We start from the raw sequence: 22,538 nt of genomic DNA on the forward strand, positions 1-22,538 counted from the left end.
CGCGTAGTTGTCCCACTCGTTGACGGAGTAGACCAGATCGTCGCGCACGATGTCGCTTCCGTCCTTGTTCACCGCAATCTCGTTCTCTGCGGTGTCGGGAACGCGCTTCACGCAAACCAGAATTTCCATGTTGTGTCTCCCCAAAAGGCTTATTGTTTTGATTCCCGGAATGCTTTATCGCCTTCCGGGCGGCTATCCCTTTTCCATCATGGCCCGTATGCGCAGCCGCAGGGCGTTCAAGCGTATGAAGCCCGTGGCGTCGGCCTGCTTGTAAACGTCGTCCTCCTCGAAGGTGACGAAATCCGTACGGTAGAGGCTCTTTTCGGAGCGGCGGCCCAGAACCGTCACGTTTCCTTTGTAGAGCTTGAGGCGAACCTCGCCCGTCACGTTTTTCTGGGTGTCGTCCACCATTTTTTGGAGAAGCTCCATTTCCGGCGAGAACCAGAACCCGTAGTAGACCAGCTCCGCGTAGCGCGGAATCAGGGAGTCGCGCAGATGGGCCACTTCGCGGTCGAGGGTGATGGACTCCATGGCCATGTGGGCCGCCCGAAGGATGGTTCCGCCCGGGGTCTCGTAAACGCCCCGGCTTTTCATGCCCACGTAGCGGTTTTCCACAAGGTCCACCCGGCCCACGCCGTGCCTGCCGCCAAGCTCGTTGAGGCGCGCAAGGAGGTTCGCCGGGGAAAGGCGTTCGCCGTTCACCGCCACCGGGTTGCCGGATTCAAAGGCCACCAGGATTTCTTCCGCCTTGTCCGGGGCCTTTTCGGGCGAGACCGTAAGTATGAACATGTCATCGTCAGGCGCGCGCCAGGGGTCTTCCAGGATTCCGCCCTCGAAGCTGATGTGAAGGAGGTTGCGATCCGAGCTGTAGGGCTTTTTCTTGGTGGTGGGGACCGGGATGCCGTGCTTTTCGGCGTAATCCATGAGCTTGGTGCGGGAATTCAGGTCCCACTCGCGCCAGGGGGCCACGATCCTTATGTTGGGATCAATGGCCAGATAGGTGAGCTCGAAGCGCACCTGGTCGTTCCCCTTGCCGGTGGCCCCGTGGCTCACGGCGTCGGCGTTCTCCCTTTTAGCCACCTCCATCTGGGCCTTGGCTATGATGGGCCGGGCCAGCGAGGTGCCAAGAAGATACTGGCCTTCATATATCGCGTTGGCCCGGAAGGCCGGGAAGACGAAGTCCCGAACAAAGGACTCCCTAAGGTCCTCCACGTAAACCGCGCTGGCTCCGGTGTCCACCGCCTTTTTGCGCACCGGGTCAAGCTCGTCTCCCTGGCCGATGTCGGCGCAGAAGGCCACCACCTGGCACTGGTAGGTTTCGGCCAGCCACTTCAAAATGACCGAGGTGTCCAGGCCCCCGGAATAAGCCAGAACGATTTTCTCAATTTTTTTCGCCACGATGAATACTCCTTTAATACGACGTATCGGGTGGGCCGAAGCAACAGCACGGATCCACCCACCCTGCCTGCATTCATTAAAAACCTGCCAAAAAACCTCGACCGGACAGGCTGATTGAAAACGATGAAGCGCAAGGAACGCGATAAGCCAATGAGCAAGCGTACTTTAGTACGTGGCGGAATTGGCTTTGAAGCGTGACACAGCGATTCGCGTTTTCAGGCAGCCTGTCATCGCCATTTGGTTATCACCGCGTTGAGGACCGCCTTATGCATGTGCAGCTTGTTCTCGGCCTGGTCCCAGACCACCGAGCGCGGGCCTTCCATCACCTCGTGGGAAATCTCCTCGCCCCTGTGGGCCGGAAGGCAGTGCATGACGATGACGTCCTCTTTGGCAAGGGCCACCAGGTTCTCATCCACGGAGAAACCGGAGAAGAGCTTTTTCCGCGCCCGGCTCTCGGACTCCTGGCCCATGCTGGCCCAAACGTCGGTGTAGATGACGTCGGCGTTTTTGGCCGACTCCCTTGGGTCCTCCCCCACGCTTATGCGCCCGTGGCCCTCCTTCACGGCCCGCGAAAGAACGCGGTCAGACGGATGATAGCCCTTCGGGCAGGCAAGCACCAGTTCAAGTCCAAGGATTCCGGCAGCCTCGATCCACGAGTGGGCCACGTTGTTGCCGTCCCCCACCCAGGCGATGCGGAGATTTTCCAGGTTTTCTATTCCGCCCTTTTCCTCTATCACCGTCTGGATGTCCGAAAGAATCTGGCAGGGGTGGTAGAGGTCGGTCAGCGCGTTTATGATGGGGATGTCCGCGTTGTCCGCAAATTCCGTAAGAAGGTCCTGGGAAAAGGTGCGGATGACCAAAACGTCCAGGTAGCGGGACAGGACCCTTGCCGTGTCGGCGATGGGTTCGTCGCGGTTGATCTGGGTGTCCTTGGCGTTGATGAACATGGGAAGCCCGCCAAGCTGGTTCATGGCGGCCTCGAAGGATACCCTGGTTCGGGTGGAGGGCTTGTCGAAAAGAAGCCCCGCCGTCCTTCCCCGCAAGGGTTGATCCAGTATTCCCCGCTTCTGCCGCTCCTTTAAGTCGATTGCGTCGGCGAAAAGCTCTTCCATCTGCTGGCGGGACAAGTCCCATAAGGTGGTGATGTCTGTTTTCAATGCATTAAGTCCCGTAAATGTCGTTGATCGAAAAGCATGTAGGTTGGGTGGTTCCGAGCCGGAAGGCGAGGGTTCACCCAACATTTTTTTCCAACCCGGCGAGCCGATTGTTGGGTGAACCCCGGCCTAAAGGCCGGAAAACACCCAACCTACATCAGGTTACCGATGTTCTTATTGATCAAAATTCCGCCAAAAGCCCGTCCAGCGTCTCAATCATAAGGTCCACGTGCTCCTTTTGAACGATAAGGGGCGGGATGAACCGCAACACGTCGCCCTGGGTGCAGTTGACCAGATACCCCTTCTCCCTCATGGCCCCGACCAGAGCGCCTGCGTCCTTTTTGAGCTTCAGGCCCAGAAGGAGCCCCCGGCCCCTTACCTCGTCGGCCACATCGTGCTTTTCCGCGAGGGCCTTCAAGCGTTCGATGAAATAGGCGGAGACCATTTGCGCCTTTTCCAGCACGCCTTCTTTTTCCAGGGTCTTGCACACGGCGAGCGCCGCCGCGCAGACCAAGGGAGTTCCACCGAAGGTGGAGGCGTGGGTGCCGGGGGTGAAGGCCGCCATCGCCTTTTCGGTGGCCAGCATCGCCCCCACCGGAAGCCCGTTTCCAAGGCCCTTGGCCAGGGTCATGATGTCGGGCGGAACGTTTTCGCGCATGTAGCCGAATAGGGGGCCCGTGCGGCCCATGCCTGTCTGGACCTCGTCGTAAATGAGCAAAAGCCCGCGCCGGTCGCAGATCTCCCGAAGGCCCGCAAGATAGCCTTTATCGGGCACCACGACCCCGCCCTCGCCCTGGACCGGCTCCATCATGATTCCTGCGGTTTTCGGGCCAACGGCCCCTTCCGCAGCGGAAAGGTCATTATACGGCACGTAATCGAATCCGTCCACCAACGGCTCGAAACCCTTGTGGATTTTTTCCTGGCCCGTGGCGGAAAGGGTGGTGAGGGTCCTGCCGTGGAAGGACTTTTGCGCCGTGATGATCCGGTACCTGTCGGTTTGACCGATTGATTTCTGGTAAATGCGGGTAAGCTTGATGGCGGCCTCGTTGGCCTCGGCCCCTGAGTTGCAGAAAAAGGCCCTGTCCGCAAAGGACCGGTCCGTGAGCCACCGGGCGAGCTTCACCTGGGGCTCGGTGAAGAAAAGGTTCGAGACGTGCACCAGCTCCCTGGCCTGCCGATTGAGAGCCTCGGCCACCGCAGGATGGCTGTGGCCCAGAATGCAGACAGCCACCCCGGCCACGAAATCCAGGTAGCTTTTGCCCGTATCGTCCCAAAGGGTCATCCCGTCGCCCTTTACGAAAACCACGGGCTGCCGGAAATAGGTGTCGGCCAGGACCTTCCCGGCCTCCTCCATCGTCTTGTTGATCTCGCTCATGATCTATTTTCAAGGGCCTTGGGGCGTTCGCCCCCGCCCTTCCTTTCTTTCCGAAAAAATCATAACGCCTTGTTTCTTCGACGACCGATACCTTTTTTTAGAGTCAGATTCCCACACTTATATTACTCGGAGCATTGTATAGTTCCATTTTTTCATGATGGCGGTTGGTTGAGTCCGTCATTCCGGCGAAAGCCGGAATCCAGGTTTTTTTAGGCTGCAAAAGCTTTCTGGACCCCGGCCTACGCCGGGGTGACGAAGGTTCTCTCTCCCAATCGGGACTAAACATGCTCCCCGTAATAGCCTCCGCCACCCGGTGAAGGGTGCGGAAGCGATGAGATGCAAGGAAGGGGAAGCAGGGCGGGAAGGACGCGTACCCCAGGTACGCGACGCCCCGCAATGCTTTGCCTGACACAGCAGGTCGCGCTTTCCGCGCCCTTCACCTCACTTAAAAGAGTACGTACGGTCCTCGAATATAACCTTGCTGCCGCTTCTTTCCAGCATGAAGGGCAGCTCCCGGAACTCCTGCATTGCGGAGAACACCGCCGCCTGTCGCTCCCGGGGGACGAGGAGCATCAGAAAGCCCCCGCCGCCCGCTCCAGCCACCTTTCCGCCCAGGGCGCCCGCGTTTTTGGCGGCCCCGTACATGGCCTCGATTTTTTCGTTGGAAATGCCTTTCGCCATCTGCTGCTTCATGCGCCAGTTCTCGTCCAGGAGCCTGCCGCATTCGGCGATGTCGCCGGTTTCGAGCGCCGCTCGGAAAGGCCCCACGAGTTCGGCCATGCGCCGCTGAAAATCGAACTTGTCGGCGTCTTCGGCGTTTTTGCTCTGCTCGGAAAGTATCACGTCGGCCTTTCTGGTGATGCCCGTGAAATAAAGCAGAAGGCTCGACGAAAAGCGCCTGAAAACCGAATCGGAAACGGAAACCGGAAGCCTTGTCACCGAGTCATCTTCGTGGAACACGAACTCGTTTACGCCCCCGTAGGCCGCCGCGTACTGGTCCTGGCGTCCGATGGGTTTTTGGGCGCGGGAGATTTCTATGTCGCAGGCCATCCTTGCAAGGTCTTCAGCCGTAACCAGCTTGTTTTTGTACGTAAAAAGGGCGTGCAGAAGGGCCACGGTTATGGAGCTTGAGCTTCCCAGGCCGCTTCCCTCCGAGGGCACGTCCGCAAGGGTGGTGATCTCCACGCCGCTTTCGACCCCCGTGATGAGCATGGCCTCGCGCACCAGGTCGTGCCGGATTTCGCTCACCCGGTCAACGCACTCCTTCTGGGAGTAGTTGATGTAGATTTTGTCGTCAAAGCGCGATTTCACTATGACGTAGACGTACTTGTCCATGGCGCAGGAGACCACCCGGCCTTCCGAGCGCTTGTAGAACGCCGGGATGTCCGATCCCCCCCCCACGAAACTGAGCCTTAACGGCGTGCGTACGATTATCATGACAACAATTCCTTGTGAGCCCTGGAAACTGCTGGCTGAACCAGGCCCGTCATTTCATCAATTGCGCCCTGCTTTTTCTCTCCCGCTCATCGCCACCCCGTCCAGGGGGCGTGAAAGTGATGAGATGCAAGGCGCGCAAGCGAGTGGGGAGCGAGCGTACGCTTTTGTACGTGACCGACCCGCGAGGCGATGCGCAACACAGCAGATCGCGCTTTCACGCCCCCTGGGCTTCGAAGCCGGATGGGAGAGGATACCCGTGATGACGGCAGATGGCCTCCCTCACGGCTTCGTCCAGGTCAACCGCCACCATCTCGCCCACAAGCGTGTCAAAGCCGACCTTGGGCTTCCAGCCGAGTTTTTCCCGCGCCTTGGATGCGTCGCCCAGAAGCGACTCCACGTCGGTGGGCCGGAAATAGGCCGGGTCGACCGATATCAATACGTCACCTTCGGCTATTTCCGCAAGGGGCATGTGGCGCATGGCCTCAAGGGCTATGGCTGTAGGGGAAAACGACACCGCCACGCCTTCCTCGTTTGCCCCCTCGCCCCGCCACTGGATTTCGATCCCCACCTCCCGGAAGGCCCTTTGGCAGAATTCCCGCACCGAGTGCTGCTCTCCGGTGGCGATGACGAAATCCTCCGGCTTTTCCGCCTGGAGCACCAGCCACTGGGCCTCCACGAAATCCCTTGCGTGCCCCCAGTCCCTTTTGGCCGAGAGGTTTCCCAGGTAGAGCCGGGGCGTAAGTCCCAGGAGGATTCTGGCCACGGCCCGGGTGATCTTCCTCGTCACGAAGGTCTCGCCCCTTCTTGGGGACTCGTGGTTGAAAAGGATGCCGTTGGCCGCAAACATGCCGTAGGCGTCCCGGTAGTTGGCGGTTATCCAGAAGGCGTAGAGCTTGGCGCAGGCGTAGGGGCTCCTTGGTCGGAAGGGCGTGGCCTCGTTCTGGGGCGTTTCCGCCGCGTCGCCGTAAAGCTCGCTGGTGGAGGCCTGGTAGAAGCGCACGGATTTTTCCAGGCCGCATATCCGCACGGCCTCCAGCATCCGAAGGGTACCCAGGGCGTCAACGTTTGCGGTGTATTCGGGCATATCGAAAGCCACCTTCACGTGGCTCTGGGCTCCCAGGTTGTAAATCTCGTCGGGCCTTATCGCCCCCACGAGGCGTATCACGTTTCCGGCGTCGGTAAGGTCGGCGTAATGGACGATGAAGGCCCGCTCCGGCTCGTGGGGGTCCTGGTACAGGTGGTCCACCCTTGCCGTGTTGAAAAGGGAGCTGCGGCGCTTGAGTCCATGCACCTCGTAGCCCTTTTCCAGCAGAAATTCGGCAAGATAGCTTCCGTCCTGCCCGGTAACGCCCGTTATCAAAGCCTTTTTCCGAGCCATTTCCCCCCCCAGGCACAGTAATCCACCCGAACATAACAACTAAAGGCCGGGCGATCACCGGCTTTTCCTCCGGTGACCACCCAACCTGAGATGTTATACAATGTTGGGTGAACCTGTGCTCCGCACAGAACCACCCAACCTACGGTTCTTATTCCAAAATCTGCTACCAGCCAAGGCTTTTCGAAAACGATGAAATGCAAGCGATGTCGGGTGAACCTGTTTTTCGGACTTAAACCACCCGGCCTGCATTTCCCTACAATGATCTGCACGCCAAGCCTGGATAAAAACGATGAAATGCAAGGAAGGCGAGCCGAAAAGGAGGGAGCGTACTCTTTTCGTACGTGACCGACTTTTCGGCGATGCCTGACACAGCAGTTCGCGTTTTTAGACGGGCTTGGCCGCTACTTCATCTTTGATGCGTTTGACATGTCCGCGCCCCATCCCTTTGACTTCGCACCCAAGCTCGAAATAGCGGCGTATCTTGGCGTCGTCCAGAACGCCGAAGCAGTCCAGCACAGCCACCGGGCGGCCCGTCATCCTTATGACCTCGTCGGGGGATAAGGCCATGTACTCCTGGTGCCTGACGGCAAAAATCACGGCGTCCGCGCCTTTCAGGGCCTTTTCCAGGTCCTTTTCCACAACGGTGTCGGAAACCGATTCCTGGTTGCGGAAAAAACGGGACCAGGAATGGCCGGGGGCAGGGTAGGTCTCCTGCTTTTCAAGCTCCCACCAGTGCTTTACGTAGGGGTCGTGGATAACCACCTCTCCGCCCATTTCGATGAGCTTCCTGACTATGATTTCAGAGCCCGAATAGCGGGTGTCGCCCACATCCTCCCGGTAGGAGGCCCCCAATAGCACGCACTGGGCGGCGGAGACGATCTTTCCCATGTTGCGAAGGCCGTCGCGCACGAGCCGGGCCGCGTGAAGGGCGCGGGTGTCGTTGATGTCTATGGCCATGGGTGTGATCTTGAAGATTTCATCCTCAAAGCCTAAAAGTGTGTGGTAGCTCCACACGCCAAGTCCGCCGTCCTTGGGCAGGCAGTAACCGCCTATGCCGGGGCCGGGGAAAATTATGTTGGAGTGGGTGGGCCGCACCTTTATGGCGTCTATCACCTTTATGAGGTCCACGCCGTTTCTTTCGGCGAAAAGGCTCCACTCGTGAAGGAAGGCCAGGATGGTGGCTCTGTAGGAGTTTTCCACGATCTTGGTGGTTTCGCTTTCAAGGGGCCGGTCCAGCACCGTGAGGGGAAACTTGTCCACGTTAAGGACTTCCGAAAGGAACTTAACCACGCGCTCGCGGGCCGTGGGGTTTACGCCGGAGCACACCCGCCAGAAGTCGCGGATGGAGCTTACGTAGTTCCTGCCCGGCATGACCCGCTCGAAGGAGTGGGCCAGAAGGGGCAGGGCGTCCGGCATCCCGCGCCTTTCAAAGGCCTTCTTGATGATGGGATAGGCCACGTGCTCGGTGGTTCCGGGGGGAACCGTGGTTTCGATGAGAACCATGCAGTCGGGCTTGATGCGCTCGCCGATCACCGCCAGCGAGGCTTCCAGGGCCGCGATGTCGGCCTTGCCGTTACGCACGTTCCCAAGGCTCTCCTTCAGGTAGTCGCACTGGACATCCACCACAACAACATCCGCGTGGGAAAGGGCCTCGTAGCTGAAGGTGGCCGCAAGGGTCTTTTTCTCTTTCACGCACCGGGCTATCAGGGGCGCAACTTCCGGGTCCTCGGCGTCCACCGGGGCCTGGCCGCGATTGAGATAATGAATCTTCCAGTAGCTCCGCGTGGACGGCCTCTGCATTCCAAGCACGAACTTTCCGGGCTTGCCGGTGACCTTGTCGGTGGAATCGGCCACCACCCCGGCCATGACCGCGCCCACAAAGCCCACGCCCATCACCACCACTATCTCGCGGCCAAGAGCCCTCTGTTCGGCCACGAGCTTGGCCAGCCGTTCATTTTCCCTGTCGTACTCTTCGGCCCGGGGAAGCGGAAAAACCTCTCCGGCAGGGCATACGGAAACGGCAAGGGGTTTTTTTTCTTCGTCGTGATGGGACATTGTCTCCTCCGTGAACTTGTTCGATGTATTCAAGTCGTTTTAGGCGGTCAGTTGCCGTAGTAGCTCCGGTACCATTCGATGAATCTGCCGACCCCGTCTTCAAGGGGGGTGGCGGGGGAAAAACCAACGTCAGCCGCGAGATCGTCTATGTCCGCGCAGGTGGCGGCCACGTCTCCGGGCTGCATGGGCATCATTTTTTTCTCGGCCTTTTTCCCAAGGGCCTTTTCGATCACCTCTATGAAATCGAGAAGGCTTACAGGATTGTTGTTGCCGATGTTGTAAAGCCTGTATGGGGCCGAACTGGACGCCGAATCAGGGGCATCGCCTGTCCAGGCTGGGTCCGGGGCCGGAACCCGGTCCAGAACCCGCACCACGCCTTCCACGATGTCGTCTATGTAGGTGAAGTCGCGCTCCATGCGGCCTTCGTTGAAGACCTCGATGGGGCGTCCCTCCAAAATGGCCCTGGTGAAAAGGAAAAGGGCCATGTCCGGCCTTCCCCAGGGTCCGTAAACCGTGAAAAAACGCAGCCCGGTAACCGGAAGCCGGTACAGGTGGGCGTATGAGTGGGCCAGAAGCTCGTTGGCCTTCTTGGTGGCCGCGTAGAGGCTTACCGGGTGGTCCACGTTGTGATGCACCGAAAAGGGCCGGTTGGTGTTCATGCCGTAGACCGACGAGCTTGAGGCGAACACAAGGTGCTTCACCCCCGAATGCCTGCACCCCTCCAAGACGTTCACGAAGCCCGTGAGGTTGGCGTCCACGTAGGCGTGGGGGTTTTTGAGGGAATAGCGCACCCCGGCCTGGGCCGCGAGGTTGGCCGCCCTGTCGAATTTTTCCCGCGCAAACAGGTCGGCCATCGCGTCCCGGTCGGACATGTCGGCCTTTATGAACCTGAAATTTTTATGATTCGCAAGCCTTTTAAGGCGAGCCTCTTTCAGCAACGGGTCGTAATAGTCGTTAAGATTGTCCAGGCCCACCACTTCATCGCCTTTGGCGCAAAGCCTTTCGCTAAGGTGATAGCCGATGAAGCCCGCAGCCCCGGTAACCAGTGTCTTCATTATTCCGCCCAATCAGTTCCCCACGTAAGATGGGTCATCGCCGGTTTTCCGACGGGAAAAACATTGAATCCTATTTCATAAAGCCGGTCGTGGTCAAGAATGTTGCGACCGTCGAAGACAAAAGCCGGTTTTTCCATGCTCTTGTAGATCGTTTCATAATCGAGTTCCGCATAAATCCGCCAGTCCGTGACCACCGCCATGGCGTGAGCGCCTTTGGCCGCCTCGCAGGGGTCTTCCACGTATTTAACGGCGTTTCCAAGGTCCGCAAGGTCGATTCTGGCGTTTTCCAGGGCCTGGGGGTCTGTCACCACGGCTTCGGTGGGCTCCTCCACGAGCCTTCTTACCAGGCTTATGGCCGGGCTGTCGCGGGTGTCGCCGGTGTCGGCCTTGAAGGCGAAACCGAAAAGGCAGACCTTTTTCCCCGCCAGGGTATTGAAAAGGGCCGCAAGAATTTTTCCGGCAAAGCGGTCCTTCTGGTACTCGTTGATTTTCACCACCTGCTCCCAGTAGTCGGCGGCCTCGCTTAATCCGTAGGAGCGGCACAGATAGACGAGGTTCAAGATGTCCTTTTTGAAGCAGGAGCCGCCGAAGCCCACGCCCGCCCTCAAAAATCTGTCTCCGATGCGCCCGTCCATGCCCACAGCGGCGGCCACCCTTGTAACGTCCGCCCCGGTTTTTTCGCACAGGGCCGAAACCGCGTTCACCGAGCTTATGCGCTGGGCCAGAAAGGCGTTGGCCACGAGCTTCGAAAGCTCGCTGGACCACACGTCGCAGGTGAGGATTTTCTCCCTCGGAACCCATCTCGCGTAGAGTGCTGCCAACTCGTCGGCTGCGGCAACGCCTTCGGGAGTTAGCTGGGAGCCGATGAGCACCCGGTCGGGGTTCAGAAGATCGCTTACGGCCGAGCCTTCGGCCAGAAATTCGGGATTGGAGAGGACCTGGAATCCGCCGTCCACCGGGGGCCGGTTCAAAATCTGCTCCATTGCCTGGGCCGTGCGGACCGGCACGGTGCTTTTTTCCACGATGATCTTGGGCGGCTTGGCCACAGAGAGAATCCGGCGGGCGGTTTTTTCCCAGTACTGGAGGTCCGCCGCCATGCCAGCGCCCGCGCCGAAGGTCTTGGTGGGTGTGTTCACGGAAACGAAGATGATGTCGGCGGCCCTTATTCCATCGTCGATGTCGGTGGAGAAAAAGAGGTTTCTGCCTCTGGCCCTTTTCACCACGTCAGAAAGCCCCGGCTCGTAGATGGGAAGCTCTTCCGAGTTCCAGGCTTTTATGCGGTCCGGGTTGATGTCAACCACCGTGACCGAGACGTCCGGGCACTTGTCGGCAAGCACGGCCATTGTGGGCCCGCCCACGTAGCCCGCGCCTATGCACAGGATTTTCTTGATAAACGCGCCGTCCGCCATCGCGTTTGTCCCTCCGAAAAAAATAATGGCCGCATCCGTTGGAATCATTTCCCCGGATACGGCCATAACATTAGGATTTGCCCGGTGCAATCGGATTTTGCAGAAAAACGGCCCGTTAAGGAACTTTAACAATCATTTGTCGGGGCCGGACCAGGAAACAATGAGGGCTTTATGATCACTTCAGCAAAGGACCCTTCGTGTGGGTATGTCGCGGGACTCAAGGTGGGCCTTGATTTCGTCAATGCCGTACAAACCGTAGTGCACCATTGATGCGATGAGCGCGGCGTCGGCTTTTCCTTCGGTGAGTACGTCGCCAAGGTGTTCCGGCGTTCCGCCGCCGCCGGAGGCGATGACCGGGATGTTCACGTTTTCGCTGATAAGCCGGGTGAGGACAAGCTCGTAGCCCTCCTTGGTGCCGTCGGCGTCAATGGAATTGAGGCATATTTCGCCAGCCCCAAGGCGTTCGGCCTCCTGCGCCCACCACAGGGCGTCGATACCCATTGAAATCCTGCCGCCCGCTATCACGATCTCGTAGCCGGACGGAATCTTTTCGCTTTTTTCAACCTTTTTCACGTCCATGCCAAGGACCACGCACTGGTTGCCGAAGGCTTTCGCGCCCTCCGATATGATGGACGGATTTTTCACCGCAGCGGAGTTCACGGAAATCTTTTCCGCCCCGGCCAGCAAAACGTCCCGCATGTCGCTCACGCTCGATATGCCACCGCCCACGGAAAATGGGATGAAAATCGTTTCGGCCACCCTTCGCACCACGTCCAGCATGATCCCGCGTTTTTCATGGGAGGCCGTGATGTCGTAGAACACTATTTCGTCGGCTCCGTCCTCATAGTACTTGCGCGCCATTTCCACCGGGTCGCCGATGTCCACGTTCCCCACGAACTTGATCCCCTTGGTGGTCTTCCCGTCCCTAACATCCAGGCAGACTATGACGCGCTTGGCCAACATACCGGTTTTCCTTAATTTTTAATTAGGGGCAGATGCAGTACCACCCAACCATCTTTTTCCCTCAGAACCTCAAGGCCGCGATCAAAGGCCGTAGGCAAGGAACGCGAACGGCGCGGGAGGGAGCGTACTTTTCGTACATAGCCCTTCCGCGCCATTCTTTACAATATGAAGCAATTAGGGCAGACCGGTCAAAAACGATGAAATGCAAGGAAGGCAAGCGGGCGGCGGCGGAGCGTGCTTTTGCACGTGAGCACGCCGCCCGCGACGCCTGACACAGCAGTTCGCGTTTTTGGACGGTCTGTCTGTCACCAGCCGATGGTGAGGTAGTCGTGCATGGACGCTGCGGCTTGTTTTCCCGCGCCCATGGCCTGGATGACCGTGGCCATTCCGGTCACGATGTCGCCGCCCGCCCACACGCCCTTCATGGTGGTCTTGCCGGTTTCCGGCTGGGCCACGATGTAACCGCGTTTGTTAAGCGAAAGGGCCGGGGTGGAACCGGTAAGAAGCGGGTTGGCTCCTGCGCCGACCGAGATGACCGCAAGATCGGTGGGCATCGTAAAGAAGGCCCCTTCGATGGGCACAGGGCGGCGGCGGCCTGATGCGTCGGCCTCGCCAAGTTCCATCTTCTGGCATTCCACCGTGGTGAGGCGTCCGTCCGCGTCCCCAAGGAAGCGCACCGGGTTGGTGAGAAGGAACAGTTCGATGCCTTCTTCCTCGGCGTGGTGGATCTCCTCGGCGCGGGCGGGCATTTCCTCGCGGCTGCGGCGATAGACGATCTTCACGGTATCCGCGCCCATGCGCATTGCCGTGCGGGCCGAATCCATGGCCACGTTGCCTGCGCCAACCACAATGACGTTCTTGCCGCGAACCAGAGGGGTGTCGTATTCCGGGAAGAGGTAAGCCTTCATGAGGTTGGACCGGGTGAGGTACTCGTTGGCGGAATATACGCCGATCAAGTTCTCGCCCGGCACGCCCAAAAAGTACGGCAGGCCAGCGCCGACCGCCACGTAGATGGCGTCGAAGCCTTCCTCGAAAAGCTCTTCCAGGGATACCACCTTGCCCACGACGGCGTTGACCTCGAACTTCACGCCAAGGCGTTCAAGTCCGTTGATTTCGGAGAAGAGGATGTCCTTGGGAAGCCGGAATTCGGGGATTCCGTAAAGGAGCACGCCGCCCGGCTTGTGAAAGGCCTCGAAAACCGTAACGTCGTGGCCCTTTAGGCACAGGTCGCCCGCCACGGTGAGGCCGGACGGGCCGGAGCCGACCACTGCAACCTTCTTGCCGGAGGGGGCGGGCAGGGTGGCCAGCTTCATCTTGCCCTCGGTGCGCTCCCAGTCGGCGATGAAGCGCTCAAGGCGGCCAATTGCCACGGGCTCGCCCTTTTTGCCAAGGATGCAGTTGCCTTCGCACTGGCTTTCCTGGGGGCAGACCCTGCCGCACACTGCGGGAAGGGCGTTCTGCTCCTTCAGCTTGGCTATGCCCGCCTCGAAATTTCCGACGGCGATTTCCTTGACAAAGCCTGGAATGTCGATGCCCACCGGGCAGCCCTTGGAGCATCCGGGCGTCTTGCACTGGATGCAGCGGGAGGCTTCCAGCTTGGCGGTTTCCGGGGAGTAGCCCAGGGGCACTTCCTTGAAGTTTCTCCTGCGGACAGCCGGGTCCTGTTCTGGCATTTTCTGCCGGGGCACCTTAGCTTTTTCTTCAGCCATTGTAAGAGTCTCCTGTAATTATTCGTGCGCCGCGTTTGTCACGAAGCGGTTTGATTACCAATTTCGGGAAATCTTTCCCAAGTCCTTTGGAGCCGCTGGTGAAGCGAGGTGAAAACGATGAGCTGCAAGGCGCACGAAAAAGCCATGAGGGAGCGTACTCTTCTGTACGTGACCGAAATGGGTTTTGAAGTGCAACACAGCAGTTCGCGTTTTCCGTTCGCCTCACTTGCAGGAGCATTTGTGTTCAAAGAGCTCCATGGACTGCCGTTCCATGTCCGCATAACCGCGCAGGCGCTTGGTAAGCTCGTCGAAATCCACCTGGTGGCCGTCGAATTCAGGGCCGTCCACGCAGGCGAAGGCGGTTTTGCCGCCCACCGTGGCCCGGCAGCAGCCGCACATGCCTGTTCCGTCCACCATGATGGCGTTCAAGCTCACCAGGGTTCTGACGTTATAGGGCAAGGTTACCGAGCACACGAACTTCATCATGGGAACCGGGCCGATGCCGACAACCAGGTCAACCTTTTCGCGGTCGAGGATCTGCTTCAAAAGGTCGGTTCCGAAGCCGTGGTAGCCGCAGGAGCCATCGTCGGTGCAAAGTGTGCACTCGGTGGATGCGGCCGCCATGGCGTCTTCCATTATAAGAAGGTCCTTGGTGCGGGCTCCGCAGATGCCGTAAACCTTGTTTCCAGCCTGTTTCAGGGCGCGGGTGATGGGGTGGAGAACCGCGATGCCGGTTCCGCCGCCTATGCACACCACGGTTCCGACTTTTTCGATGTGGGTGGGTTTGCCCAATGGCCCCGCGATGTCCTGGTAGCCGTCGCCCACGTTCAGGGTCTTCATGAGGGCGGTGGTCTTGCCCACGACCTGATAGATGAGGGTGATGGTGCCCTTTTCCGGGTCGGTGTCCGCCATGGTTAGGGGGATGCGTTCGCCGGTCTCGTTCACCCTTAGAATCACGAACTGGCCGGGCTTGGCCTTTTTGGCTATCCGGGGCGCGGAAATGACGTTTTCCACCACGGTGCCCTGGGCCAACTCTCGTTTGGAAAGGATCTTATACATCGGTTTATGGTTCCTCCTTGGAGTTTATGTTCTACGTGCAGGAAATATCCCGCCTTGATTCTTCTGTGACTCTAAAGCCGCCCTCACAGCTTTTTAAGCAAGTGGCTCATCATCCCAATAAAACTCAAGCCCAACAGGCTTTCTAAAAACGATGAGCCGCAAGGCTATGCTTCCGAGCGGCGAGGGAGCGTACGCTTTTGTACGTAACCGAGCCGGGAGGCGAAGCGCAACACAGCGGATCGCGTTTTTAGAAAGCCTGTTATGCCATGCCCTTGAAGGCGCCGAATGAGAGGGCAATCATCCCCGCCGTTATAAGGCCTAAGGAAACATCCTGCAAGGGTTTCGGCACCCTGGCAAGAAGAATCCGCTCCCGGAGGCCCGCAAAGAGTATCAGGGCAAGTCCGAAGCCCACCGGGTAGGCGAAGCTGGAAGCGAGACTCTTCACGAAACCGTAGTTTTCGTCAATATTAATGATGCAGACGCCCAAAACCGCACAGTTTGTGGTGATGAGCGGAAGATATATCCCAAGTCCGGCGTAGAGGGCGGGAATGTTCTTTTTCAGGAACATTTCCACGAACTGGACAAGGCCCGCGATCACCAGGATGAAGGCTATGGTGCGAAGGTATTCGAGATTAAGGGGCACCAGGACGTATTTTTGAACAATCCAGGTGACCGCCCCGGCCAGCACCAGAACAAAGACAACCGCCGCGCTCATGCCGACGGCGGTGTCCATTTTTTTTGACGTGCCAAGAAAGGGGCAGTTTCCCAGAAACTGGGCCAGCAGGATGTTGTTGACCAGTACGCAGCTTACTATGAAAACCAGATAGTCCATCATTGGTGCAGCCTCACTTGCTCGGTGCAAGATTCATCAAAGCCAGCATCAGACCCAGGCAGAGAAATGCGCCCGGAGCCGTGAGAACGAATGCGAAAGGCTCAAACCAGTCGGTGGAAAGAATCACCAGCTTTGGGCCGAAGGGCACCGAGAAGGTGCCCGCTCCCAGGATTTCCCTTACCGAGGACAGGGCTCCAAGGGCGATGGTGTAGCCGATGCCGATTCCAAGCCCGTCCATGAGGGAGGGCAAGACCGGCTGCTTGTAGGCGAAAGCCTCGGCGCGCCCCAGAAGAATGCAGTTGACGACGATAAGGGGTATGAAAACGCCCAGACTCAGGAACAGGGGATAGGCGTAGGCCTGCATCACAAGCTCCACTATGGTCACGAAGGTGGCTATGACCACGATGAAGCAGGCGATTCTTATTTCATCCGGGATGATTTTTCGTATGAGGGAAACAAGCACGTTTCCGCAGACAAGGACAAAGGTGGTGGCGATTCCCATTCCCACCCCGTCGGCCACCGACTTGGAAACGCCCAGGGCCGCGCAGATGCCCAGCACCAGCCGGAAAGGCGGAACCTCTTTCCAGAGGCCCTTGGTGAATTCCTGCACTAAGGTTTTCGCCATTACACAACTCCTATGCCTTGCCTTTTGCGGCTGATTCAGCCTGTTTCACGATTTCGGCCTTTTGGCTGCGGTAAAGCTCGCAAGCCCTTGTAACGGCCATGCACACGCCCTTTGACGTGATCGTCGCTCCCGAAAGGGCGTCGATCTTTCCGCCTTCGGCCTTCACCTTGACCGGTTCCAGGGCCGAAAGACCCGCAAAGCCCTTGGCGAAGGAAGGATCGGTCTTGGCCCGCGCCCCAAGTCCGGGGGTTTCCGAATGGGTGGTTACCGCGACTCCCCTTATGGTGTCATCGGCAAGGTTTATAGCGGTCAGAACCGAAACAGGCGTCTTTCCGTAACCCTTGCCGGAAGCCTCCAGGGCCACGGCTGTCGGCTTTCCGTCGAAAACACCCACAAAGACAACGGTTTCGGTGTCCTTGCCTTTAAGGGTGAAGCGGCTCTCAACCGGGTCGCCCTGTGCGCCCTTCATCAATTCCTTGATGGCCGGGCCTTTGAGAAAGGCGAGTTCCTGGCCCTTGATGCGCTCCCTCACCGCTCCGCGAACACCTGCCAGAAGCCCTCCGGAAAGGGCCGAGAGGATGGTCATCACGACTACCATTTTTATCAGATTACGCATGGTCGCCTATCCTCCCCAGGGCCTTGGGTCCGATTTTGTCCAGGAGCGGATGGACCACGTTCATGAGAAGAAGGGCGTAAACCACGCCGTCGTCGTAGATGCCGATGGACCGGATCAAAACCACCATGAATCCCGCACAAAGGCCGTAAATAATCATGGGGATGAAATTGACCGGCGATGATGACTCCTCGGTGGCCAGAAAAAAGGCCCCCATGAGGGTGTAGCCGGTCACGAGATGGAAGAGCGGAGAGGCATTGAGGGCGGGGTTGCCGAAAAGGGAAAAGAGCCAGGCCGTGATGAGGACTCCGGCAAGAAAGCTTATGCTGATCTCCCAGCGGATGATTCCCTTGAGAATCAGGTACAGCCCGCCGATGCAGAGAGCAAGGCCCGACACCGCGCCGATGCCCCCGGCCTGTCGGCCAAGGAAAAGGCCCCAGAGATCGAGGTCGGAAACAGCCCCGCTTCCGAAGTGCTTGAGGGCGGCAAGGGGATCGGCTCCGGGAAAAGAGAAGCTGTAGGAGGCCAGTGCCGAGTCGAAGTTGAAGATGTCCTTCCACGACAGGGCCACTATGGCGAGCGCCACAAGCACCGGATTGAAGGGGTTGCCGCCAAGCCCGCCCCAGATGTGCTTTCCAAGCACCATGGCGCAGAAGGCCGCAGTGACCACCGCCCACCAGGGCGTGGAGACCGGTATCAGAAGCGCCATGACAAGCCCGGAAAGGGCCGCAGTTCCGTCGGTTATGGAAAGGGGCCTTCTGGTTGCCTTGTTCATCAGAAGCTCGAAAATCATGCAGCAGGCCACGGAAAGGCCGATAACGCCCACGGCCCTTCCCCCAAAACGCATGACGCCCAGCACGGCGGCGGGTGACAGGGCCAGCATGGCGTGGCCGCTCCGGGAGGCAAGGCTTGTGCCGTCGTGCCAGAACGGGGCGTGTGATACGGTGAGTTTCGGTTCGCCTGCCATGTTCAATCCTTTTCCAGCGAGTTTTCGTACTGGAGTTTGCCCAGCATGATGTGCTGGAAAACCGGAATAAGGGCCGGGCACACGAAGGAGCACAACCCGCATTCCACGCATGAAAGAAGGTCGTAGCGGCGGGCCGCATCGTCCCACAGGCCGTTGTCCAGGTAACGGATGAGCATGTTGACCGGCATTTTCGCAGGGCAGATGCGCACGCACTCACCGCAGTTGAAGCAGGCCGAATCGCTTACCCCGGCCAGCCCGTCGGCGTCCTGCACCATGATGGAGGATGTCCTAGGCGTCACCGGCTCGGAAAGGTCTGCGGCGGCGTAGCCCGTGAAGGGGCCTCCCATTATGACCCGGTCGGATTCGGCCACCACCACCCGCCCGGCTTCCAAAACGTCCCTTATGGGTGCGCCGATGCGAACCTTGAAGTTGACGCTTTTTTCGGTGAGATCCTTGGAAACCAGGGTAACCACCTTTTCGCCCTTGACCCTGCCGGTGCGGAGAAAGGCGCCCACAGCCGCGAGAGCCTCGGCGCTCACGAAGGCGAACCCGTGGCGAAGCGGGGTCGCGCCCGCGCCGACGGTCACTCCGTAATGGTTGCGGCAGATGAAATGGGGAAGGCAGGCTGGATAGCTCCGGGAAACAACCTTGACGGGCAGGTCCCATGACGAGGCAACTTTAGAAGTGGAGGAAAAGGCCGCCGCCTCTATCTTCCCGGCCCCGGTGATTTCCTTTAAGGCGGCTATTCCGGCCACCACGTCTTTGGACCTTTGGATGGAAACCTGCTGGACCGCAGTGGACATGGGGTCGAAGTCCAGGGCCAGGACCACCAGGGTGTGAACCGGGTGCATGGCCGTGGTAAGGGCTCCAAGGTCGAGGCCGCCAGGAATGGTGTTGAGCCAGGTTTTGCAGGCATCGACTCCGGGTTCCCTGCCGGGGCCCTGGTCCCATTCCTCAGGGCTTCCTGCGAGAAGCGCGACGCGGGTCACGGGGCGACCCTGGGCGTTTACGGCGGGTTCGACGGAACTCACGGACCCGCAGACCGTGGCGGTGAAACCGGCTCCTTCATAGGGGAAGACCGGCTGGCCCCTCATAACGGATTCGCCAGGACCTATGAGAAGCCTTGCGCCGTCGTAGGGGTGGGCGACATCCAGCACCGCCGTTTTCGGCGCGGCGGTTTCCTCCGCCGGTCCTGCGGAAATATCCGGGAGAACGGCGTTTATGATTTTTGGCGCCCTGATCCCGAAAAAGGGCCTCTTGTAAGGCGCGAGAATGCCTTTTTTCATGACATCCCCCCCCGGCCTTCAAGGACAGATGCCTGTTCGCCGGATTTCCCGCTCTTTGATCCGGCAGGCTTGTGCTGTTCGGGAACGGACGGCCTTTTGCCCTCCTGGAAATGGCAGCGGTCGCAGGCGGTGGGTCCCTTGGCCTTTTCCTCGTGGCAGCGGATGCACTGGCCGTGGAAGGCGTCCATGCTCTTGGGTCCATAAACGTCGGAATCGGCCTTGTGGCAGCCACGGCAGCCACGAATCTCCCTGCCTTTCGGCATGGCGTTCTGATGGCAGCCGTCACAGGTCTGGCCATAATCCGTTATATGGGCCTTGTGGACGAAAAGGTCTTTTGCGTAGGCGGGGTCGTCGGCGTCGTGGCAGTCGGCGCAGGAGGAGACAGTCCGGGTGTCCAGCGAGCCCGTGTGATGGCACTGGTCGCAAGTGGCCGGACCGTAGGATTTGAGGGCGGCATGGTCCTTGTGGGAAAAAAGGACAGTTCCGCCGTTGGATTTCATGAAAAGCCGAACTGGCGTTCCAGGTTTCGGAGCCGGAAAAGCAGCCAACGCGGCTATACCTGTAACAAGGGAGCCAAGCAGTAGCGCAAAAGCGATTTTGCGCCGGGGTGAATCTTTCATATCTTGAATCATGCCCCATGGTTAGGCAAAGTGCTTCCAAACCTGCCAGCCAGCACTGTGTTTAAACGAACAAGCCCTAACACAAGGGGGGGGATGTTTCAACCGAATTTTCTATTTCAAAAGTCCTCAAACAGTAAACCGTGTTTTGAATCAAAAATATAATATGCTGAAATAATTGATATCGTCAGTGAAAAAAAATCGTCTGGCGCATGAACCTGAAACCTCTGTCGGGAAAAAGGTGTTTTTTCACGCGGTGCTAACGGCGTTGGCCCGGATGTCTGGTAAGCGGTTGGGCGGAGGGTCTGCCGGGGCCTCATGCAGCCCCGGCATTTCGGAGAATGCGGAAGATAATTGCACAACCTGAACAAACGGGGCTTAAGCGGCCTTTTTGCCTGATCCGCCGTCGTCCTCGGTTTTCACCCCTATGCTTTCCTTTGAGAAGAGGTCGGCCCGCTTGCCTTTGATTCCGGCGTAGAAGAGCTTCACCTCCGCCATGTCCTTTTCTATGTCGCCCGTGGGGGTGAAGGCCGGCCCGAACCCGCCGGTTTTGCGCCCGAAATCGATGAACCCCATGCCGATGGGAACATTCGCTCCGTGGGCTATGTGGTAGAAGCCGGTTTTCCAGTAGGTCACATGGCCCCGTGTGCCTTCGGGCGGAACTATCAGGATTAGCCTGTCATGCTTTTCGAATTCGGCTATCTGGCGCTCCACCATGTTTGTGGATTTTTCCCGGACAACGGCGATTCCGCCAAGCCAGCGCATCACCGGGCCCCGCCAGCCCGCGAAAAGGCTCGACTTGCCCATCCAGAACACCTTGATTTTGTACGTAAAGGCGATGAGCAGGGTATAGACGAAGTCCCAGTTGGAGGTATGAGGGGCCGCGATGAGGACGTATTTTGGCTCGTCAGGCGGGTTGCCCTGGGTTTTCCACCCTGCGGCGAAGAACCAGAGGCGGGAGAAGTAGTGGAAAAATGTCCTGACCACGGGGGTGTCGAAAATGGTGTATTGCATCGATCCGCCTTTGAATTTTTGAGTGCCAGGCCCGGTGGAACCCTATCATACGATCAACTGACGCATATATTTAGCACGAACACCCTGAAATCGCCCATCTTTCAGGGGCCGTGACAATCCTTTTACAATTTGCGGGGAGAAAGCCGGGTCGATTGAGGGATTTTCCCTAAGGCCGGACCTGAAACGCCCGCTGCGGAAATTTGCCCGGCGGTGACATTGCCCTTGAATCCGGCCCCTTTTTGCGGTTATGGAACTGCAACATTCAAAAGGAGGGATAGAGCCTTGTCCGGAAAAAACATACCGATCGAGGAACGCATCATTTTCGCCCTGGACATGGATTCCGTTTCCGAGGCGGAAATGTGGGTCAAACGGCTTGAATCACGAGTGCGGTTTTTCAAGGTGGGGCTCCAGCTTTTCATGGCGAGCTGGTTTACGGTCATAGACATGATACTGGCCCGCGATCTCAAGGTTATGTGCGACCTGAAATTCTTCGACATCCCGGAGACCGTGAAGCTGGCTGTTGCGGAGCTTAGCAAGCGGAACATCACCTTCGCCACGGTTCACGGCAACAGGCCCATCGTGGAGGCTGCGGCGTCGGCAAAAGGCGACATGAAGATTCTGGCGGTGACGGTGCTCACCAGTTTCGACGAAGGGGACATGAAGGAAATGGGCCTGACCGGAAGCGTCTCCGACATGGTGATGAGGCGGGCCAAAAGCTCGATTGAAAACGGCTGCGACGGCGTGGTCTGCTCAGGCATGGAGGCGCGGGCATTAAGGGAAAACCTGGGCGATGACTTTCTGATGGTCACCCCCGGAATCCGGCCCCAAGCCGACGCCCAAGCCTCGGTGGACGATCAGAGAAGGATAGTGACCGCCGAACGGGCCATTGTCAGCGGGGCCGATCACATAGTGGTGGGCAGGCCCATAAGCCGCGCGAAGGACCCGCTTAATGTCGTGGAATCCATGCAGGAGGAGATAAGAAGGGGTCTTCTCGCCAAGGGCTGACCAGGGGGGCGAGCCTGCGGCGCCGTCAAAGGGCGGTGAAATTTTTGGACGCCTTGTAGGCGTCCATGACCCGGTTGATGAGGTCATCCAGCTCGCAGGGCTTGATCAGGTAGTCGAAGGCCCCGAATCTTATGCCGTCCATCGCGGCCTGCTCCGAGCCGTGGCCGGTCAGAATTATGAGGGCGATGCCGGGAAGCATTTTCTTGAAAACCTTTAGGACTTCTATTCCGTCCATGTCCTCCATTTTAAGATCCACTATTGCGACGTTGAAATCCTCCTCCCTGAGCGTGAGTATGCCCTGGCTCCCGCTGTAGGCCACCTTTACGTAAAATCCCCGCTTTGCGAGCCTCTTTGCCAGGATGTTCACGTAAGCCACTTCGTCGTCGATCAGAAGCACCTTGATGGGCGAAGGCGGCGAACCGTCCGTATCGGTCTTGTTTTCAGTCTCCATATGAATCGCGTTTCCCGGCCTCTTGGCTGTTTTTTTTCAGGATCAGAGTCCCTTTACCGGGCTCATACCAAGTTGCATTCAAAAGAGTAATATCAGGAATCCGTAGGGGCGACCGCCGGTCGCCCCTACGGAGGGA

Annotated in this window: 21 protein-coding genes; 1 reads left to right on the forward strand and 20 read right to left on the reverse strand. The window is 58.6% G+C overall.

Translation table 11 applies throughout. The features are described from left to right. The 19 genes from HZB23_02420 to HZB23_02510 form a co-directional block, all read right to left on the reverse strand. Positions 1-129, reverse strand: a 129-nt coding sequence (locus HZB23_02420; protein ID MBI5843507.1) for an electron transfer flavoprotein subunit beta, incomplete at its 3' end; no start/stop codon positions are given. A 63-nt stretch (positions 130-192) separates the two neighbouring features. Then, the gene (locus HZB23_02425) at positions 193-1,398 is read right to left on the reverse strand and encodes an argininosuccinate synthase (protein MBI5843508.1); all 1,206 of its coding nucleotides are present in this window, start codon (positions 1,396-1,398) and stop codon (positions 193-195) included. Between the two features lie 227 nt (positions 1,399-1,625). Next, positions 1,626-2,639, reverse strand: coding sequence for an ornithine carbamoyltransferase (gene argF / locus HZB23_02430; protein MBI5843509.1), 1,014 nt, complete (start codon positions 2,637-2,639; stop codon positions 1,626-1,628). Between the two features lie 94 nt (positions 2,640-2,733). Further along, positions 2,734-3,906 carry an aspartate aminotransferase family protein gene (locus HZB23_02435; GenBank protein MBI5843510.1) on the reverse strand — a complete coding sequence of 391 codons (1,173 nt, stop codon included), beginning with the start codon at positions 3,904-3,906 and terminating at the stop codon, positions 2,734-2,736. A gap of 462 nt (positions 3,907-4,368) precedes the next feature. Further along, positions 4,369-5,364, reverse strand: coding sequence for a GHMP kinase (locus tag HZB23_02440; protein MBI5843511.1), 996 nt, complete (start codon positions 5,362-5,364; stop codon positions 4,369-4,371). Positions 5,365-5,578: 214 nt separating this feature from the next. Further along, complete coding sequence (gene gmd / locus HZB23_02445; GenBank protein ID MBI5843512.1) at positions 5,579-6,742, reverse strand: GDP-mannose 4,6-dehydratase; 1,164 nt, start codon at positions 6,740-6,742, stop codon at positions 5,579-5,581. Positions 6,743-7,126: 384 nt separating this feature from the next. Then, positions 7,127-8,797: a GDP-mannose dehydrogenase gene (locus HZB23_02450; GenBank protein MBI5843513.1), complete on the reverse strand. Its 1,671-nt coding sequence runs from the start codon at positions 8,795-8,797 to the stop codon at positions 7,127-7,129. A gap of 47 nt (positions 8,798-8,844) precedes the next feature. Continuing rightward, positions 8,845-9,852 carry an NAD-dependent epimerase gene (locus tag HZB23_02455; protein MBI5843514.1) on the reverse strand — a complete coding sequence of 336 codons (1,008 nt, stop codon included), beginning with the start codon at positions 9,850-9,852 and terminating at the stop codon, positions 8,845-8,847. Beyond that, on the reverse strand, positions 9,852-11,261 hold the full coding sequence (locus HZB23_02460) for a nucleotide sugar dehydrogenase (GenBank protein ID MBI5843515.1): 1,410 nt from the start codon (positions 11,259-11,261) through the stop codon (positions 9,852-9,854). Before HZB23_02460 ends, HZB23_02455 begins: the two co-directional genes overlap by 1 nt. Before the next feature lie 180 nt (positions 11,262-11,441). Continuing rightward, on the reverse strand, positions 11,442-12,224 hold the full coding sequence (hisF, locus tag HZB23_02465; protein ID MBI5843516.1) for an imidazole glycerol phosphate synthase subunit HisF: 783 nt from the start codon (positions 12,222-12,224) through the stop codon (positions 11,442-11,444). A 305-nt stretch (positions 12,225-12,529) separates the two neighbouring features. Further along, on the reverse strand, positions 12,530-13,933 hold the full coding sequence (gltA, locus tag HZB23_02470; GenBank protein MBI5843517.1) for an NADPH-dependent glutamate synthase: 1,404 nt from the start codon (positions 13,931-13,933) through the stop codon (positions 12,530-12,532). A gap of 222 nt (positions 13,934-14,155) precedes the next feature. Then, on the reverse strand, positions 14,156-14,992 hold the full coding sequence (locus tag HZB23_02475) for a sulfide/dihydroorotate dehydrogenase-like FAD/NAD-binding protein (GenBank protein MBI5843518.1): 837 nt from the start codon (positions 14,990-14,992) through the stop codon (positions 14,156-14,158). 259 nt (positions 14,993-15,251) lie between these two features. Next, on the reverse strand, positions 15,252-15,827 hold the full coding sequence (gene rsxA, locus HZB23_02480) for an electron transport complex subunit RsxA (GenBank protein MBI5843519.1): 576 nt from the start codon (positions 15,825-15,827) through the stop codon (positions 15,252-15,254). 10 nt (positions 15,828-15,837) lie between these two features. Continuing rightward, the gene (locus HZB23_02485) at positions 15,838-16,449 is read right to left on the reverse strand and encodes an electron transport complex subunit E (protein MBI5843520.1); all 612 of its coding nucleotides are present in this window, start codon (positions 16,447-16,449) and stop codon (positions 15,838-15,840) included. Between the two features lie 10 nt (positions 16,450-16,459). Further along, complete coding sequence (locus HZB23_02490; GenBank protein ID MBI5843521.1) at positions 16,460-17,065, reverse strand: FMN-binding protein; 606 nt, start codon at positions 17,063-17,065, stop codon at positions 16,460-16,462. Beyond that, complete coding sequence (locus tag HZB23_02495; GenBank protein ID MBI5843522.1) at positions 17,058-18,029, reverse strand: RnfABCDGE type electron transport complex subunit D; 972 nt, start codon at positions 18,027-18,029, stop codon at positions 17,058-17,060. The genes HZB23_02490 and HZB23_02495 overlap by 8 nt, the downstream gene beginning before the upstream one ends. A gap of 2 nt (positions 18,030-18,031) precedes the next feature. Then, entirely contained in the window at positions 18,032-19,315 is a 1,284-nt protein-coding gene (locus HZB23_02500) for a hypothetical protein (GenBank protein MBI5843523.1), read from the reverse strand. After that, positions 19,312-19,815 carry a cytochrome c3 family protein gene (locus tag HZB23_02505; GenBank protein MBI5843524.1) on the reverse strand — a complete coding sequence of 168 codons (504 nt, stop codon included), beginning with the start codon at positions 19,813-19,815 and terminating at the stop codon, positions 19,312-19,314. Before HZB23_02505 ends, HZB23_02500 begins: the two co-directional genes overlap by 4 nt. A gap of 495 nt (positions 19,816-20,310) precedes the next feature. Next, positions 20,311-20,946 carry a lysophospholipid acyltransferase family protein gene (locus tag HZB23_02510; protein MBI5843525.1) on the reverse strand — a complete coding sequence of 212 codons (636 nt, stop codon included), beginning with the start codon at positions 20,944-20,946 and terminating at the stop codon, positions 20,311-20,313. Between the two features lie 282 nt (positions 20,947-21,228). Here HZB23_02510 and pyrF point away from each other — a divergent pair, with 282 nt between their 5' ends. Continuing rightward, positions 21,229-21,951, forward strand: coding sequence for an orotidine-5'-phosphate decarboxylase (pyrF, locus tag HZB23_02515; GenBank protein ID MBI5843526.1), 723 nt, complete (start codon positions 21,229-21,231; stop codon positions 21,949-21,951). A gap of 25 nt (positions 21,952-21,976) precedes the next feature. On the opposite strand, the gene HZB23_02520 is transcribed toward pyrF, so the two are convergent. After that, complete coding sequence (locus HZB23_02520; GenBank protein ID MBI5843527.1) at positions 21,977-22,402, reverse strand: response regulator; 426 nt, start codon at positions 22,400-22,402, stop codon at positions 21,977-21,979. Between the last annotated feature and the right edge of the window lie 136 nt (positions 22,403-22,538).

The organism is Deltaproteobacteria bacterium, assembly GCA_016235345.1.
Classification (GTDB): domain Bacteria; phylum Desulfobacterota; class Desulfobacteria; order Desulfobacterales; family Desulfatibacillaceae; genus JACRLG01.